The sequence below is a fragment of the Pelosinus sp. IPA-1 genome (assembly GCF_030269905.1).
In the GTDB taxonomy this organism is placed as follows: domain Bacteria; phylum Bacillota; class Negativicutes; order DSM-13327; family DSM-13327; genus Pelosinus.
The window spans coordinates 1-16,813 of sequence record NZ_BSVC01000002.1 but is presented as its reverse complement, the minus strand read 5'-3'; the positions used below and the strand labels follow the sequence as shown (position 1 = coordinate 16,813).

Annotated in this window: 13 protein-coding genes; 4 read left to right on the top strand and 9 right to left on the bottom strand. The window is 40.2% G+C overall.

Translation table 11 applies throughout. The features are described 5' to 3' along the window. Nucleotides 1-18 precede the first annotated feature (18 nt). The 5 genes from QSJ81_RS03740 to QSJ81_RS03720 form a co-directional block, all read right to left on the bottom strand. A complete protein-coding gene (locus QSJ81_RS03740) occupies nucleotides 19-855 on the bottom strand; it encodes an MBL fold metallo-hydrolase (protein WP_285716076.1) in 837 nt (278 codons plus the stop codon). A gap of 166 nt (nucleotides 856-1,021) precedes the next feature. Further along, the gene (locus tag QSJ81_RS03735; protein ID WP_285716075.1) at nucleotides 1,022-1,891 is read right to left on the bottom strand and encodes a class I SAM-dependent methyltransferase; all 870 of its coding nucleotides are present in this window, start codon (nucleotides 1,889-1,891) and stop codon (nucleotides 1,022-1,024) included. 200 nt (nucleotides 1,892-2,091) lie between these two features. Then, nucleotides 2,092-2,709, bottom strand: coding sequence for a TetR/AcrR family transcriptional regulator (locus tag QSJ81_RS03730; RefSeq protein ID WP_285716074.1), 618 nt, complete (start codon nucleotides 2,707-2,709; stop codon nucleotides 2,092-2,094). A gap of 75 nt (nucleotides 2,710-2,784) precedes the next feature. After that, a complete protein-coding gene (locus QSJ81_RS03725; protein ID WP_285716073.1) occupies nucleotides 2,785-3,390 on the bottom strand; it encodes a DNA-3-methyladenine glycosylase family protein in 606 nt (201 codons plus the stop codon). Nucleotides 3,391-3,400: 10 nt separating this feature from the next. After that, entirely contained in the window at nucleotides 3,401-4,234 is an 834-nt protein-coding gene (locus tag QSJ81_RS03720) for a deoxyribonuclease IV (RefSeq protein ID WP_285716072.1), read from the bottom strand. Nucleotides 4,235-4,543: 309 nt separating this feature from the next. Between QSJ81_RS03720 and QSJ81_RS03715 the strand changes: the two genes are divergently transcribed. The 4 genes from QSJ81_RS03715 (at nucleotide 4,544) to QSJ81_RS03700 (ending at nucleotide 8,183) form a co-directional block, all read left to right on the top strand. Next, complete coding sequence (locus tag QSJ81_RS03715; protein ID WP_285716071.1) at nucleotides 4,544-5,053, top strand: flavin reductase family protein; 510 nt, start codon at nucleotides 4,544-4,546, stop codon at nucleotides 5,051-5,053. Between the two features lie 486 nt (nucleotides 5,054-5,539). Beyond that, the gene (locus tag QSJ81_RS03710) at nucleotides 5,540-5,692 is read left to right on the top strand and encodes a hypothetical protein (protein ID WP_285716070.1); all 153 of its coding nucleotides are present in this window, start codon (nucleotides 5,540-5,542) and stop codon (nucleotides 5,690-5,692) included. Between the two features lie 24 nt (nucleotides 5,693-5,716). Then, nucleotides 5,717-7,594 (top strand): glycoside hydrolase family 9 protein, encoded by a 1,878-nt coding sequence (locus tag QSJ81_RS03705; protein WP_285716069.1) that lies wholly within the window; start codon nucleotides 5,717-5,719, stop codon nucleotides 7,592-7,594. 31 nt (nucleotides 7,595-7,625) lie between these two features. Beyond that, entirely contained in the window at nucleotides 7,626-8,183 is a 558-nt protein-coding gene (locus QSJ81_RS03700) for a carbohydrate binding domain-containing protein (protein WP_285716068.1), read from the top strand. Between the two features lie 63 nt (nucleotides 8,184-8,246). Here the strand turns inward: QSJ81_RS03700 and QSJ81_RS03695 are convergent, their stop codons facing one another. From QSJ81_RS03695 to QSJ81_RS03680, 4 genes are all read right to left on the bottom strand, one after another. Then, a complete protein-coding gene (locus QSJ81_RS03695) occupies nucleotides 8,247-9,188 on the bottom strand; it encodes a methyltransferase (protein WP_285716067.1) in 942 nt (313 codons plus the stop codon). A gap of 215 nt (nucleotides 9,189-9,403) precedes the next feature. Then, a complete protein-coding gene (locus tag QSJ81_RS03690) occupies nucleotides 9,404-10,888 on the bottom strand; it encodes a glutamate synthase subunit beta (protein WP_285716066.1) in 1,485 nt (494 codons plus the stop codon). A 15-nt stretch (nucleotides 10,889-10,903) separates the two neighbouring features. Continuing rightward, the gene (gltB, locus tag QSJ81_RS03685; RefSeq protein ID WP_285716065.1) at nucleotides 10,904-15,499 is read right to left on the bottom strand and encodes a glutamate synthase large subunit; all 4,596 of its coding nucleotides are present in this window, start codon (nucleotides 15,497-15,499) and stop codon (nucleotides 10,904-10,906) included. Between the two features lie 426 nt (nucleotides 15,500-15,925). Beyond that, on the bottom strand, nucleotides 15,926-16,573 hold the full coding sequence (locus QSJ81_RS03680) for a DUF3298 and DUF4163 domain-containing protein (protein WP_285716064.1): 648 nt from the start codon (nucleotides 16,571-16,573) through the stop codon (nucleotides 15,926-15,928). Nucleotides 16,574-16,813 lie beyond the last annotated feature (240 nt).

Here is a 16,813-nt window from a genome sequence, read left to right as displayed (position 1 = left end):
TACCCTGCGCTTTCCCTCTCACCTATACTCCAATTCTAGCCCTACACCAACATCTTCAATATTCATCGCCTGGGCTAAACTTATTTTTGAACGTAAATCGGTGCAATGACAGGCATGGATAGTGGCAGTTTGACATTTTTTAAGATATTCAACAGTATTCTCTAATTTATGTTGGGAGGGATTCAGCAGGTGAAATCCGCCAATAACATCATATACTCTTTCCTCATTACACACCTTTTTAGCATATTCAATAATATTACAAACTCCAGCATGGGAGCATCCCGTTATGATTACCAAACCCTTTTCCGATGTATATACGAGAGCAGAATCATCAAGCACATAATCATCTTCCAATGTATTATTCCTTAGGGTTTTGCCAATGGGAACTTTCGCTTCAAAAGAATTATTTCTTTCGATTTCCCCTAAAAATATAAGTTTATTGGTGAGCCACACAGGCTCTTTACTTAGTTTTAATAAAAATGATTTTTTAAGTTGGTTTACAGACATCATTGACCCTATATCAAGCCCATCAATATTTTTATCTAAAAAAGCATCTGGATGAGCGATTATCATAGTTTTTTTGCACTCATGCCCTTCACATGCAGCCTCCGTGTATAGTTTAACTAACTCACCAAGTCCCCAAGTATGGTCATTGTGACCGTGTGAAATAACTACAGCATCTAACCCTAATAAGTTAATACCCATTTTAATGGCATTCCTCAAAAATATGTCGGAATATCCAGTATCAAACAAGTATTTTCTGCCATCGCACTCGATGAAATAAGATACTCCTGGTTCACCATGAAAATATCTATCAATTATAGTATTATTATCGACTAAAACTGTTAGTTTCATCTTTCCTCCTATTGTTATCCCTTACTGCCAGCAATTATAATTATATATTTCAATATATACTATTTTACCTGATTATTCCATATTTATCTCTATTGTATAGAGTACTAGTTATGCCAATAAACGACCTTTTGCATATTAATATTGTCTAAGCACCTTCTTAGAAATTCTATTTGACTGCCCTGACAAGTTTGAATTGTTGCGCAGCTGGTTGAAAATCATCAGTATTAAAATATTTTTTTGCTAATTTAACCGAATCTAATTCTTCCATTACTTCAAAACTATATTTTTCTAAAAAATCCTTTATCTCTCCCTCAAGTACAAACCCAGGCTTTTCACCTGCTTTGACAAGAGTTTGGTAATGTTTTTTCGTATTGGCGGAATTGCTTTCTTGGTTAAGCGTTGAAGCAAATGCATAATCAAAAATTAGTTGGCTTCCTTTTGCAGCATAGTTGCTTATGAAATTAAACATACTAACAATCGTATCTTGAGGAAGATAGTATGTCAGCCCTTCTAATAAAAAAAGACATTTCCGATTTTTTTCAAATCCCGCTTCCTCTAATTTGTCCAATAACGTTTCCTGGATAAGATCTAATGAAACAAACTTCAGATTTTTGGGAAAGTCGATGTTTCTTTCCGCAAATGTAATTCTTTTTGCCTGCTGGGTGGGCGCCGCATCAATTTCAAATACTTTACTATTTTTTAATTCTTTTTCAAATCGTATCGCCCGCGAATCAAATCCGGCTCCTAATATCAACACTTGTTCTATGCCGCTTAACTCATCTTTAAATATCCCATCAATAAAGTGGGTCCTTGAAATGACATACTCATAAATACCAGGAACTTTAAAAAAGGCTTTTTTTAAGATAGCTCGTGAAAAATTGTATTTAGCTGTTGTAGTAAGAAATGATGGTAGAATGGCTGAAGCAATGAAATCTTCACTCTTGTAACATGGATCTTTCTCATAGTAAGAGATGGCCCGCATAAGGCAAGTTCCTTGTGCAGTGATGGATACTTTTGTTTTAATTGGTTTACTCATGATTTTCTCCTTTGCATTTCAATAGATATTTATCTTAACGACCGTTCGTTAGCTAAATACTACTAGATACAAAATTAAAAGTCAAGTCCACTGAGATTTTTACCAAATCCATAGTTTTTCGTATGTAATGCTCCCTAAGCACAATAAAAGGACTCCGGTAATTACCGAAATCCTTTTACAACTTGCCTTAAAATTCCCTACTATCTTACTTTTATTCCATGCCAATAATTATCCCAAACCGTTTCAATCTGCTCAAGTTTTTGCGCTTGCGGCATATCCGTCATATACACACTCATAAGAGCATAGAGTCCTTGCCTTAGACTATAGTAAGAGAGCAAGATTTCTTCCACCGGGGCTTTCCGAAATACTCCTTGACGAATACCCTCTCTGATTATTTCTTGATACTTCTCACCAAGTTCCCTCTCATGTTGTAACGCTGTACTTAGCAGCCGATCTTTTATGACTGCTGGGGGAAAAAACATAATACGAATCCAAAAAGTCCTCTCCGCTATATCCTGTTCTCTAGAAACATTCTGATTACCAAGTAAATAATGTTTGAAGAGATAATACAGCCTTTTATCGGGTGCCATACTTGCTGAATCTGTTAGCAGCTGCGCCATATAGTTATGATATGATGCCTCAACGTTTTCATAAATTTCCCAAAAGAGTGCTTCTTTACTAGCTATGAATGTGTATAGGGATGATTTCTTAATCCCTACTCCAGTCGCAATTTTCTCCATACTGGTTGCATCATATCCATCATTAGCAAATAAAGTAAGTGCAACTTTTATTATTTTATCTCTAGTTTTAGTGCTCACATCTATCCTCCATAACGACCAGTTGTTAGGTAAATTGTATTTCACAGCATGGAGAAAGTCAATCTTAGTAAGATATTACTTCCCAACTGAGATTTCCCAAAGGTAGAGTGCTGCAACGGTTCCATAAGGTGAATAACGCCTTCTATATTTCTCAAACTTTGCCTTATCAAGCTTCCTGTGGTGGTAAAGTATCGTCATGCCGCGCCGAATTGCAAGGTCATCCCAACTTACAATATTCGGACGTTGCAAACAAAACGTCATCAGCATTTGTGCTGTCCACACTCCGATACCGTTGAGAGCGGACAGCCGTTTGCATACTTCATCATCCGGTAATTCGTAAAGTTCCGTGATTTTAAACTCACCGCTGAGTACGGCATCGGCAATATTTTTGATATAAATCGCCTTTTTCATGGTCATACCACATTGCTGTACTTCTTCCGTTGTTTTTAAGGCAATTCTTTCCGGTGTAATTTCAAAGAAACGTTCCTGCATACGCGCCCACACAGTATCGGCAGCTTTCATAGATATCTGCTGGCCAACAATACTGTTGACAAGTGCAGCAAATAAATCCGGAATCACTTCGCGTGTAATAAATCCAATACGATCAATTGCTTCTGCTAGTTTTTTATCTTTCTTTTTTAAGTACTCAATTTCTCTTTGCCCATACTGAAAAATCTCCATTGTCTTCTCCTTATTCTTGATAAGCTTCTCTTAGTAGCTTTATTTCCTCGGCATAACCAGGAAGCTCATTAGGCGTTTCTAAGAAGAAGGGCAAATTGCGGAGTTGAGGATGATTAATGATACGAACAATTGGTTCTAAGCCAATGTTACCTGTGCCAATACAGGCATGGCGGTCTTTGTGGCTTTCCAGTTGGTTTAGACTGTCATTGAGATGAATGGCATAAAGCTTATCAAGACCGATCACTTGGTCAAACTGTTCAAGCACACCATCAAGGTTGTTCACGATGTCATATCCTGCGTCAAACACATGGCAGGTATCAAGGCATACACCCATTTTGTCACTCAACTCTACCTTGTCAAGAATGGCACGGAGCTCTTCAAAACTGCGGCCAACTTCGCTGCCCTTACCTGCCATTGTTTCAAGCAACACTCTTGTATTTTGCTCTGGGCGCAGAATTTCATTGAGCATATCGGCTATGAAATTGATGCCAACTTCCACCCCTTGTCCCACATGACTTCCCGGATGAAAATTGTAAAAATTCCCCGGTAAATATTCCAAATTAGCGAGATCCTCTGCAAAAACTTTTCCGGCGAATTCCCGCAGCCCCGGATCAGCAGAGCAGGCGTTCAGTGTATACGGCGCATGTGCCAAAAGCGTTGCAAACTTATTTTCTTTTAACAACTGTAGCAGTGCAGCCACGTCTTGTTCATCTATTTTCTTTGCTTTACTACCCCGCGGATTGCGAGTAAAAAACTGGAACGTATTCGCCCCAATCGAAAGAGCCTCTTTTCCCATATGCCGATATCCTTTCGATACGGATAAATGGCAGCCGATATTTAACATACACTTCCTCCTAACCTCTATAACCTAAACTATAATTTGTTTCGTAGTACGTATGGCTCGTATCCGCAAGCCACATAAAAGCAGCAATCGTAACTATCTTTTACGTTGTAGGACAAATCTATTACAATCTATTTTACATTAAGCAGCATCTGGTTGTCTTTTGGAATATCACTTTTCAATTCTGTAAACATGATACCCTTATGGATAGTACCGCACTAAAAAGTGCATACTATATTTCCCTATATATTTATATTATCATATATACATATAAATATTCTGTAAGTAAACTTAAAAGTAAAGGAGATTTCTATGACTACATTTAGTGAAATTAAACCCGAAGAATTTGATCATAGCCCATTTAAGCTGATTGGTAAGGATTGGATGCTCATTACTGCTGAAAAAGAAGGTAAACTGAACACCATGACTGCATCTTGGGGGGGATTTGGTGTAATGTGGGCAAAAAATGTCGCCTACATTGTCATCCGTCCCCAACGCTACACGAAAGAATTCATAGATACATCAGACACATTTTCACTCACTTTTTTTGATGAAAGCTTTAGAAAAACATTAAGTTATCTAGGAACAAAGTCTGGTAGAGATGAAGACAAAATTAAAAACTCCAATCTAACTGTTCTTCATACCGATACTGTTCCATATTTTGAAGAAGCAAATATAGCCATTCTTTGCAAAAAGCTGTATGCGCAAGAGTATAAACCTGAGTGCTTCGTGGCTCAAGAACTTAACGAACAATGGTATCCTGATGTTGATCATCATACCTTATATATTGCAGAAGTTACCAAAATTCTTGTTAAAAGGTAACCACGGAGGAAAACAACAAAATTACCTAATGATAATTTTAAGACTCAATTTGCAGTGTTTCGCTGCGTCTTGAGTCTTTTTTCTTTTATCTCGATGAGGCATTGCAATTTATTCCTTTAGACTTAAAATACCCAGCATCGTCTACACACGACTGCTATGAAAACGTATCTTATGTATCTTAATCGCAAATGTGTATCCTACACTCATTGACACTGTATCCTTACTATCTTATTACGCCAAGTATATCTAGGAGCTTACTATCATTACCATCATCATTAAAACATCCTTTTTCTCTTCAATCTTGCAAAATTCTATCAGCTCTGGCAAAAATTGCAGGTTCTTCCACTAGTTTCGGCGATGTAGATTTCTCTCTTTCGGCTCGTGTATCGATTTTCAATGAAATGTGTATTGGTGCAGTTTTTTATGCAAATAGCGAAATTATCAGCGCAAACTAGCTTTTGGGGTAGGTAACTGGATTGTAAGTTAATGGCATGGCAATTGCATTCTAGAGAAGAAAACAATTTTGGCGAAAAATTTGCGGAGCAGAAACATCTGCTACCGGAGGTGGTGAACAATAATGTTGATGTTGCTACGGAGCGGTTAGGAATACTACAGTTTGCAAAAGGTTTTTGCGAATGAAATGCAGCATGGGGGAAAAGATGGATGAAAAAATTTTTTTATAAAATGTTAGGCTTTGCTACCTTTACTCTTTTTGTGTTACTCACAGCATGTCCTGTATTTGCTGATACTGGTAACGCTACAGATGGTAAAATTCATGTAGACCAAGTAGGCTATTTGCCAGATTACCCTAAAGTTGCTATTGTTGTAGCAACTAAAAGCAGCAATGAGTTTCAAATCATGAATGCAGATACGAATGAGATTGTTTATAAAGGTGTTTTATCCGCCCCACGAAAGGACATCTCCTCTGGGGATGTGGTAAGGAAAGCCGATTTTTCAGCAGTAACCACGCCTGGCACCTATGTAGTGAAAGTGACTGGAATAGGCAGTTCTTATAAGTTTGAAATTAATGATAATATCTATTACATACCACTGGTTCATACACTGCGTACTTATACGTTAGCACGGAGTAATATTGCAATGAATGATCCTATCACCGGTCTAAAGCATGCCATGGATCACGAGAAAGCAAAGGTTGCTAAAGTATTCTTCTCTGATGGTATTAGCACCAAAGGTGACGTTGTGGATGTTACTGGAGGTTGGTATGATGCCGGTGATTATGGAAAATATGTACCAACAGGCGGAATTACTGTTGCCAATATTTTATTGGCTTATGAAGCCCAACCAGAAAAATTTAAAAGAGGACAGATGTTCTTCCCCGAGGGGATTGCCGTAGATGAAGCAGCTCCTGATATGCCTGACGTATTGGTAGAAATGAAGTGTGAACTGGATTGGCTGCTCAAAATGCAGCGTCATGATGGCGCTGTTTACCTTAAAACCTCTGGATCTTATTGGTCGGATTTAAACACTAGACCAGAAGATGAAAAATATCCTCAGTATGTCTATGGGCTTGCAACATATAATACAGCTCTGTTTGGCGCGACTAATGCTATGGCATCCCGAATCTATCAAAAATATGATCCTCAATATGCCGCCAAGCTCTTAGATGCTTCCAAAAAAGCATTTGCTTTTTTAAGCAATCATCCTGAGCCTATGTTCCGTTCTGATCCTGGTCAGAATAGTGGTTCGGGACCATACGAAAAAACAGCTGAAAATGAACATCATTTATGGCTTGCAGCCGTAAATGCAGGGTATCCTAACCTTACTCTAACAGGCGATATAGAAGAGCGTATTTGGCTCGCCGCTGAATTATTTAAGACTACGGGCGATAAGCAATACGAAGAATATTTAAAGAATAACTTTTCCAAGGTAATTGTTATTAAACCGAAAGCCTTTAGCTGGACAAATTCATTAGCCTTAGGACAATGGGCATATGTGACCAATCCTGCTGCAGACGAAAGTCTAAAAATACAAGTTAAACAAGCGTTTCTTAGCTATGCCGATAGTACATTAAAACAAATTGAAGCCGATGGTTACAGTTGTTCACTCGGCAAAAATGAATATACTTGGGCATCTAATAAAGTAGCCATGAGCAAGGCTAGTATGCTGGTCTTAGCTTATCAACTTGATCCAAAAAAATCCTATTTAAATGCTGCCCTAGACCAAGTACATTATGCCTTAGGCAGAAATACTAACGGAGTTTGTTATTTGACTGGTTCTGGCACCAATCCTACACAAAACGTACACAATCGAATACGGGTAAGTACTGGAATTTACATTCCAGGTTGGCTAACTGGCGGACCCAATAGCTGGCCAGGTGGTGATCCAGTGCAAGCTCAATTGCTTGCAAAGGGCAACGTCCCTCCCGCAAAAACTTATATTGATGTGAGTGAATCCTATTCTACGAATGAAAATGCCATTGATTTTACAGCAGCTATCGTGTATCTGCTAGCCTATTTTTCTGCGCCAAATAACAATTTGACGCCAGAAGATATTAAAGTTCCAGCTGCGCGCGCGCGCTAAAATTAAAAACATAAATTTTAGGGGGATTAAAATGAAAAAATCTTTGGTAATAACGTTAGTGTTCTTATTTGTGGTTGGTCTTTTCACTACTGCCCTTGCTGCGGAAAAATTTGAGGTAAAAGGCCAAGGTAGTGCGGACAAAAACTATATCAATTATTTCGCTAAGCAAAAACCATTTAATGACGGCGCATCTACAATAACACAAACAGTCGGTGCCGATGGAGTATTAACAATAAAATATCTCTTACAACCAAAAGGCTGGCTTGGTGCGACCTGTGATCAGTTCCAAGAAGATTGGTCTGCTTTCACTGGGCTGCAGTTTAAGGTAGCAGGCGGAACGAAAGCTAAAATTAGATTGGAGCTATATGATGCTAATGGGGTCTCTTATGAAGCCATATTTATCGATGACTCTACGAAAGGAAAGCTCGTTGCCATCCCGTTTAGCAGCTTCAAAACTAGAACAGACTATCAACCCGCGGGTGTAGATCCCGACCAACCGTTTTCCTTGGTTCCTGTAAAAACTTTAAATATCTCACCCCTTGAAGGAAAAGGAACCATCATCTTTTCAGAAATGAGACTTTATAAATAAGGCACTCGAATGAATTAACTGAAAGATGGTATTACCGTTACAAGGTAATACCATCTTTCCCTTTTAGGCTCCTCTTGTGGCGGTTAGAATTTGCCTGCCGTCAATATCATGCATTTTCACCTGAGAAAAACCTGCTGCTTTTAGCCAGTCGGTGTATTGGTCCAGGGTCCAAGTACCACCAGTCTTGGTGTTTGCCAGCATATTTACGCCAAAGAGTTCTGCTCTTGGACTGACTCCCCTAACAAAATCTAGAATGGTTATACGTCCTCCCTCCTGTAAAGAATCATGCACCCTCTTAAACAAGAGAAGGTTTTCTTCTTCTCCATAGATATGACAAATGTTACCTAGAAAAATCAGATTAAACTGTCCTGAAAAAACTTCTTCGGTAAAATCACCTGGCACAAATTTAATGTTTTCCTCAGGGAGTAGAGTTGGTTCCATAATGGCGCAAACTTCCGGTATATCTTGCACCGTAACTTCAGCTCCAGCGGCGGCGAATGGTCTAGCGTAGTTTAATGGCCCCCCACCTAAGTCAAGAACCCTCGCTTTTTCTGGCAAGCCATCGAGAGAAATAGTTACTAATTGCTGAGCGATTTCCTTAGCTGTTTTCTTCATTGCACTCATGAAACCCTTAATATCTTGCTGGTCACGTTCATATTTGTATGGTTGACCCGACTTTAAGATCTCAGGTAAATGGGTCCAGGCCTTAATAACATTAAAAGTGTGAATCAAAGAGTTACCCAGATAGTTTTCACTGTCTTCATTAAAAAATAAATCATTCGCTTCCATAGTCACTTTTAAAGTTTCACCATTGCGATTTACATAGCCTAGTGAAATAAGTGCTTCCATCACCGTCCAAAGAGCTCGATGATCCATAGACAGGTTACTTGCCAATTCCTCCAGGCTAGTAGCCTTATCCCGTAAGGCATCGAAAATCCCCATTTTTAAGGCTGCCCCCGCTACCAGTAATTCTTGAGGTGCCATAGGATTTTTTAGATTTGGCATATAACTTCCTCCTTACATTTATAGTGTATTTTTTACGCTTTTTTCTTATCTTATATTTCCTATTCTGCAATTTTTGTCACTTTAAGACTAGTTTTTTATAAGGTAAATATATTATTGGTGAAATTATCTTCTAAGGTGAGAGCAGAAAGGGACTGCGTTGAAACATTAGTTTCAACGCAGTCCCTTCTTCTTATTCATTCACAAATTATCATTGTTTAGGGTAAGTTGCTATAACCCATGAGGTATTTATCGCATTCCTTAGCTGCCCTACGCCCTTCATCAATCGCCCATACGACGAGACTTTGCCCTCGTCTGGCATCACCAGCACAGAACACGCCTTTAATATTTGTGGCAAAGCTATCTTCTGGGGTTTTGACATTGCTATGCATACCTTGTTCGACACCAAGTTTTCTTAGAATGTCCTCTTCCGGTCCTAAAAATCCCATAGCAATCAGCACCAACTGAACAGGCCAATCTTTTTCCGAACCTTGCACCTCTAGCGGCACAAACTTTCCTAAATCATTTTTTCTCCATTCAACCTGCACGGTCTGTAAGGATCTTATGTGTCCAGTTTCATCGCCGATAATTTTCTTTGTCATAATAGAAAATTCCCGCGGATCGGATCCAAATAACGTCTGTGCTTCTTCTTGCCCATAATCTGTCTTAAAGACTTTTGGCCACTCTGGCCAAGGGTTGTTAGAATCTCTTATCAGTGGGGGCTTCGGCAGTATTTCAAACTGTACCACACTTGTGCAGCCTTGGCGTATAGCTGTAGCAACACAGTCAGTACCTGTGTCTCCGCCTCCGATAACAATAACGTCCTTCCCCTTGGCTGACGGGATCCCAACCACCTTCATACTTGAATCCAGCAGGCTTTTGGTATTTGCGTGAAGAAAATCCACTGCAAAGTAAACTCCGCTATTTTCACGCCCACTTGCAATAAGGTCTCGTGGCTTAGTTGCTCCTATGCACAAGACAACAGCATCAAAATCAGTCAATAACTCTTCGGCAGGAAGTGTTTTTCCTACTTCTATTTTTGTTCTAAAAAGGATTCCTTCCTCTTCCATGAGATCAATACGGCGTTGAACAATTTTTTTGTCCAGTTTCATATTGGGTATCCCGTACATCAATAGCCCGCCAATTCGGTCAGAACGCTCTAGTACAGTTACCCAGTGTCCCACCTGATTGAGCTGCTCCGCACAAGCAAGTCCTGAAGGACCAGAACCAACCACTGCCACCTTTTTCCCTGTTCTAATAGTAGGTGTATTAGGTTTCATCCATCCTTTTCTATATGCATAGTCAATAATAGAACATTCATTGGCTTTGATGGTAATCATAGGCTCGTTAATACCTAGCGTGCAGGAACCTTCGCAAGGCGCTGGGCAAACTCTCCCTGTAAACTCTGGAAAGTTATTGGTCTTTAACAGACGCTGCAAGGCTTTTTCCCATAAACCCTTATAGATTAATTCGTTCCACTCAGGGATTAGATTATTGATCGGACATCCTGATGCCGCACCGCTAATCATTACACCAGAATGACAAAAGGGCGTTCCGCAGTCCATACAGCGAGCGGCTTGTATACGCTGCTTCTCTTCATTTAACCCAATATGAAACTCTTTCCAATCTTGAATCCTTTCTCGGGGGGACCGCTCCTTGGCAACTTCTCTGGTATATTCCATAAAACCTGTCGGCTTTGCCATTATCCCATCCTCCCGTCAATTTCCGCCAATGCGGGCAAAGTCGCGGTGGTTTTTTTGAAAGGCAGCCATTAATGCTTCATCGCCTGTTAATCCTTCGATATGGGCCTCTTCAATGGCTTCTAACATACGTTTGTAGTCTTTCGGGATTACCTTGACAAATTTATGCCATACAAATTCCCACTCTTCCAATATTTCTTTAGCCCGGTTACTATCAGTATAGATAAAATGGTTTTGAATCATTGCCTTGACTTCTGCTCTTTCCCCACTATTTTCTACTAACGCAAGCTCCACCATTTCTTTATTACACATATGACTAAATCGACCATTCTCGTCGAATACATATGCAATACCCCCAGACATACCTGCTGCAAAATTCCGACCTGTTGGGCCAAGAACCACAACGCGACCGCCAGTCATGTACTCGCAGCCATGATCCCCTACTGCTTCTACGACGGCCTGTATCCCGCTATTACGTACACAGAAACGTTCTCCAGCCACACCATTTATATAAGCTTCTCCACTAGTAGCACCGTAAAAAGCCACATTACCGATGATGATATTTTCTTCCGGGATAAATTTTATGTTTTTAGGCGGATATACGATAATTTTGCCTCCAGAAAGGCCTTTACCTATATAGTCGTTGGCATCACCCTCCAGTATCATTGTCATGCCTTGGGGTATAAAAGCGCCAAAACTTTGTCCAGCAGAGCCGATAAAATGCAATTTGATCGTATGATCAGGTAACCCAACCGGACCATATCTCCTTGTTATTTCACTACCCAAGATAGTTCCTACAACACGGTCAGTATTACGTATAGGTATAGTTGCTTGGATTTTATCGCCAGCCTTAATAGCAGGTCCACAGAGCTTTAGTAAAAGCCTATTATCAAGAGATAGAGTAAGACTATGATCTTGTGGTATCTGATAATAGCGACCTACTGTCTTGGGTACTGAAGGTTGGTAAAAAATTGCTGAATAATCTAAGCACTTGGCTTTCCAGTGTTCTATAGCCGATGACATTTCTAGCTGATCAGAGCGCCCAACCATTTCATTCAACGTTCTAAAACCAAGTTTTGCCATGATTTCACGTAACTCCTGGGCAACGAAAAGCATGAAATTCACTACATGCTGCGGGTCACCAGTAAACTTTTCTCTTAGCTTTGGATTTTGCGTAGCAACACCTACAGGGCAGGTATCCAAGTGACAGACTCGCATCATAACACACCCAAGGGCAACTAAGGGAGCTGTTGCAAAACCAAATTCTTCAGCCCCGAGTAGTGCAGCAATCGCTACATCCCGCCCCGTCATTAACTTACCATCTGTTTCCAAAGTAACACGGCTGCGCAGATTATTGATCAGCAAGGTCTGATGTGTTTCTGCTAGGCCAAGCTCCCAAGGGAGTCCAGCATGGCGGATACTTGTCCGGGGTGATGCCCCTGTCCCTCCGTCGTAACCACTGATCAGAATGACATCAGCCAATCCTTTGGCAACACCGGCGGCAATCGTACCAACACCTGCCTCAGAAACTAGCTTTACGCTAATACGTGCCCTAGAATTAACATTTTTCAAATCATGGATCAATTCCTTAAGGTCTTCAATGGAGTAGATATCATGGTGTGGTGGCGGAGATATTAAGCCAACACCCGGAGTTGAATATCGTACCTTGGCGATCCATGGGTACACTTTCCCGCCAGGTAGCTGCCCGCCCTCACCTGGCTTTGCTCCTTGTGCCATCTTGATCTGAATTTCCTCGGCGTTAACTAAATACTCACTGGTTACGCCAAACCTGCCTGAGGCAACCTGCTTGATCGCGCTGCATTTCAAATCTCCGCTAGGCTCTCGGTGAAATCGGACTGGGTCTTCGCCTCCTTCACCAGTATTACTTTTGCCACCAATGCGGTTCATAGCGATAGCAACCGCCTCATGAGCTTCCTTGCTAATGGAACCAAAGGACATAGCACCAGTCTTAAATCTCTTGCAGATCGAGTCAATCCCTTCCACTTCATTAAGAGGCACAGATGATGCTCCTGGCTTAAATACAATCAAACCTCTTAACGTACATTTTTTTTGATTATTATCGTTAATTAACTTAGAATACTCTTTAAAACTCTCATAGTTTCCCGTTCGGCAAGCGTACTGAAGTTTGTGTATCGTTTCAGGATTATACAGATGATATTCTTCATGACTCCGGTATTGATACTTGCCACCACTAACAAGGCCTTCTTCCTGGAGCGGACTGCTGGCAAAGGCAGCTTCATGACGCATTTTGATTCCTTGGGCAATTTCTTTGATGCCAACACCACCAATTCTTGAGATTGTCCGTGTAAAATACTTATCGATAAAAACTTGCCCAAGACCGACGGCTTCAAAAATCTGAGCCCCTTGATAACTTTGTACTGTTGATATCCCCATTTTTGATAAAATCTTAATGACTCCTTTTGTGCTTGCTTTACTATATTGGGATATCGCTTTTTCTACCTCTAAGTCCTCGATAAAACCTTCTTTTATCAATTGGGTGATAGATTCAAAGGCTATATAAGGATTAATTGCCGACACACCATAACCAAGCAGGCAGGCAAAATGATGGACCTCGCGAGGCTCGCCAGATTCCAATATAATACTTGCCTGCGTTCTCAGTCCTTCACGAATCAGATGATGATGAAGACCTGCTACTGCAAGCAATGATGGCATAGCTGCGTATTCTTTATTGATTCCACGATCAGATAAAATAAGAAGGTTAGCACCTCCCGCCACTGCGTTTTCTGCTGCTGCGAACAGCGTTTTTAACGCTAATTCGAGGCCCGTATCCTCTTGAGATACTTGATATAAAGTGGATAAAGTAATTGCTTTGAAGCCTTGAATATTGATGTTTTTCAGTTTTTCTAATTCATGGTTGTCAAGTATCGGTGAAGAGAGTTTTATACGACGGCAGCTTAACGGCTTTTGTGCTAAAAGATTCTGTTCAGAACCGAGCAGCACTTCAGTAGACGTCACAATGGCCTCCCGTAATGCATCGATGGGGGGATTCGTAACTTGAGCAAACAACTGCTTAAAATATTCATATAGGAGTTGTGGTCTTTCCGACAGCACAGAGAGAGGAATATCGTTGCCCATAGCACCAATTGGATCCACCCCGTCCTTGGCCATCGGCACTAGAATCATACGTAAGTCTTCATAGGAATAGCCAAATGCTTTTTGCTTTTGCACAAGCCTTATCTTGTCTTCCATCTTTTCCGATCTGATATCAGGCAAATCATTCAAATGAACTATGTATCGATTAAGCCATTCACGATAAGGATGTGCAGATGCTATAGTGTGTTTTAGCTCCTCGTCATTAACAATTCGGCCTTCCTTTGTATCGATAAGCAACATTTTCCCTGGATACAACCTATCTTTTTTTATAATTTTTTCATCAGGAATATCAAAAACGCCAACTTCTGAAGCTAGTACCACCATACCATCACTAGTAACATAATACCGTGATGGACGTAGTCCATTTCTATCGAGAACCGCACCTATTCTCACACCATCAGTAAATCCCATAGCAGCTGGACCGTCCCACGCCTCCATTAAACAACTGTGAAATTCATAAAATGCTTTTTTTTCATCCCCCATGCTTTCATGGTTAGACCAAGGTTCTGGAATCATCATCATCATGACATGAGGCAAGGACATTCCTGACAGCATCAAGAACTCCACACAGTTGTCAAACATGGCCGAATCACTGCCATCAGGATTGATGACTGGCAGCACTTTACTAAGATCTTCACCGAAAACTTCCGTTTGAAATAAGGCTTCACGGGCATGCATCTGATTAATATTGCCACGTAATGTATTAATTTCACCATTATGGATGATATAGCGGTTAGGATGGGCTCTTTCCCAACTGGGGAAGGTATTGGTGCTGTAACGTGAATGAATGAGTGCCAGTGCCGTCTCGCAAGATGGATCATTTAAATCTGGGTAAAAAAGAGCAAGCTGCTCGGCCTTCAGCATCCCTTTATATACAATCGTTCTGCTAGAGAGGCTGGAAATATAGAAACTTTCAGCCATAACCGAACTTGACTCCTGGGCAAGCTTTTCTCCCATCTTACGAATAACGAACAATTTCCTTTCAAAATCAAGTTGACTCTTCAATTCATTGCCTCGGCCAATAAAAACTTGCCGAATACATGGCATACAATCCTTTGCCGTTTTTCCAAGCCTAGAAGGATCTGTGGGAACATCCCGCCAGCCTAAAAGCTCTTGTCCTTCACTTTTAACGATATCTTCCAGACAAGCTTCATAGTAAATTCGCCGCTCAGTATCTACGGGAAGAAACACCGTGCCAATTCCATATTCGCCCCATTCAGGTAAATCAATTTGATCTTTACAAACCTTCTTCATAAAGGCATGGGGAATTTGTATGAGGATCCCCGCTCCATCTCCTGTGTCTGGTTCACTGCCAACCCCGCCTCTGTGGCTTAAATTAGTAAGGCCGATTAAAGAACGACGGAGTATTTCATTTGATTTTTCACCTTTTATACTGACTACAAATCCCATACCGCAGGAATCATGTTCAAATTGCGGATCATAAAGCCCTTGTTTGGGTGGCACTTTATAATTTTTCATAGCTCTTACATCCTTCCACGTAATTCTTATATGAAAAGCTTTGCCCATAAAGGTTTAAAAATGTCATAAGCATTACAATATGGATTTTTAATGCTAGAAAGTAATGTATTATTAGCCACCACATAGTCAAATTAGATAGTATTCTTACTAGGCATGTTTAGTTTTTATCGCCCAAAACTTTAATTCGTTAGATTCTATGAAAATTCTGCTAAATTATTACTATTCGTATAAGAAAAGACTTGGCTTAGGCCAAGTCCTCAGACGCAGGCAGAAGCCTTAGTCGTTCTTACTTGGAATCAAGAAAGTGTTATACTTTCTGATTCCGTAAAAAATGCGTTATCGCTTATCGATAACGCATTTTAAGTCAGATTAGAAGAACACTTGTCTTATCATATCCTAGTGCTGCAAGGAATTGTTCTTACTATACTATTTTATTGCCATCATATCACTAATTTGTCCGTAAGGAATGGTAAACCTGGGAAAGCCGTAGACATAAGGGGTATATTCATAAAGCTGATAATAAACAACGAGTCCATCTTGCGAAAGATAAAAATCCTGGTTATCACTTATACCTTTAAAAGGCTTAAGCAGTGGTATCTTTTGTTCGGCAATTTGCTGCTCAATCACTAAGTTTATCTTTTCCTTATACCCTGTACCTTGTTTAAAAATATCTTTTAACTGATAAAATTCGCCTGTCTTGGTGTTTATCGTGAAAGCTTTCAAATAGGTCATAGGATGTGCTGCATGTTTAACGTAAAGCATTTCGCTGAGCGTTACACTAAGCAAGTGGTGGTCGTTATATTCTATCTTATAGCTAATCTTGCCACTGTGATCAGGTGTATTCAGCTTAGCAGCAAACCCCTCAACTTCTTCCTGAATCCCTTGGTTAAACTTAATCTGTACTTCGCCCTTAGATAAACCTTCTATTTGCGGATAGGCAATCTCTAATTTATCACGGATTTCTTCCTTGGTGACAACCTTTACAGTGTTAGGATAAGCTACTGCCATGAATAAATAAAGACCTATGGCGATAACCACAGTACTCAAAGCAACTAAGCCAAACCGTTTTGTCATCTATAAGCCCTTCTCTCATTTTATTACATAAATCATAACAACCAAGGACCTACGTGTCAATTAAGAATAGTCCCGGCCTGTCAGTGACAGAAGGAACGATAATTCTGGAAACACAATCTTTTTTCCAGTAATACCCACGTATTTGCTTCTCTTTTTAAGCCATACTATATAGTGTAAAGGGTTCGTAATGGTTGAGCCAAGACTGGTGCCGGATCTTAATAGGGTTCGGTATTGGTCGGC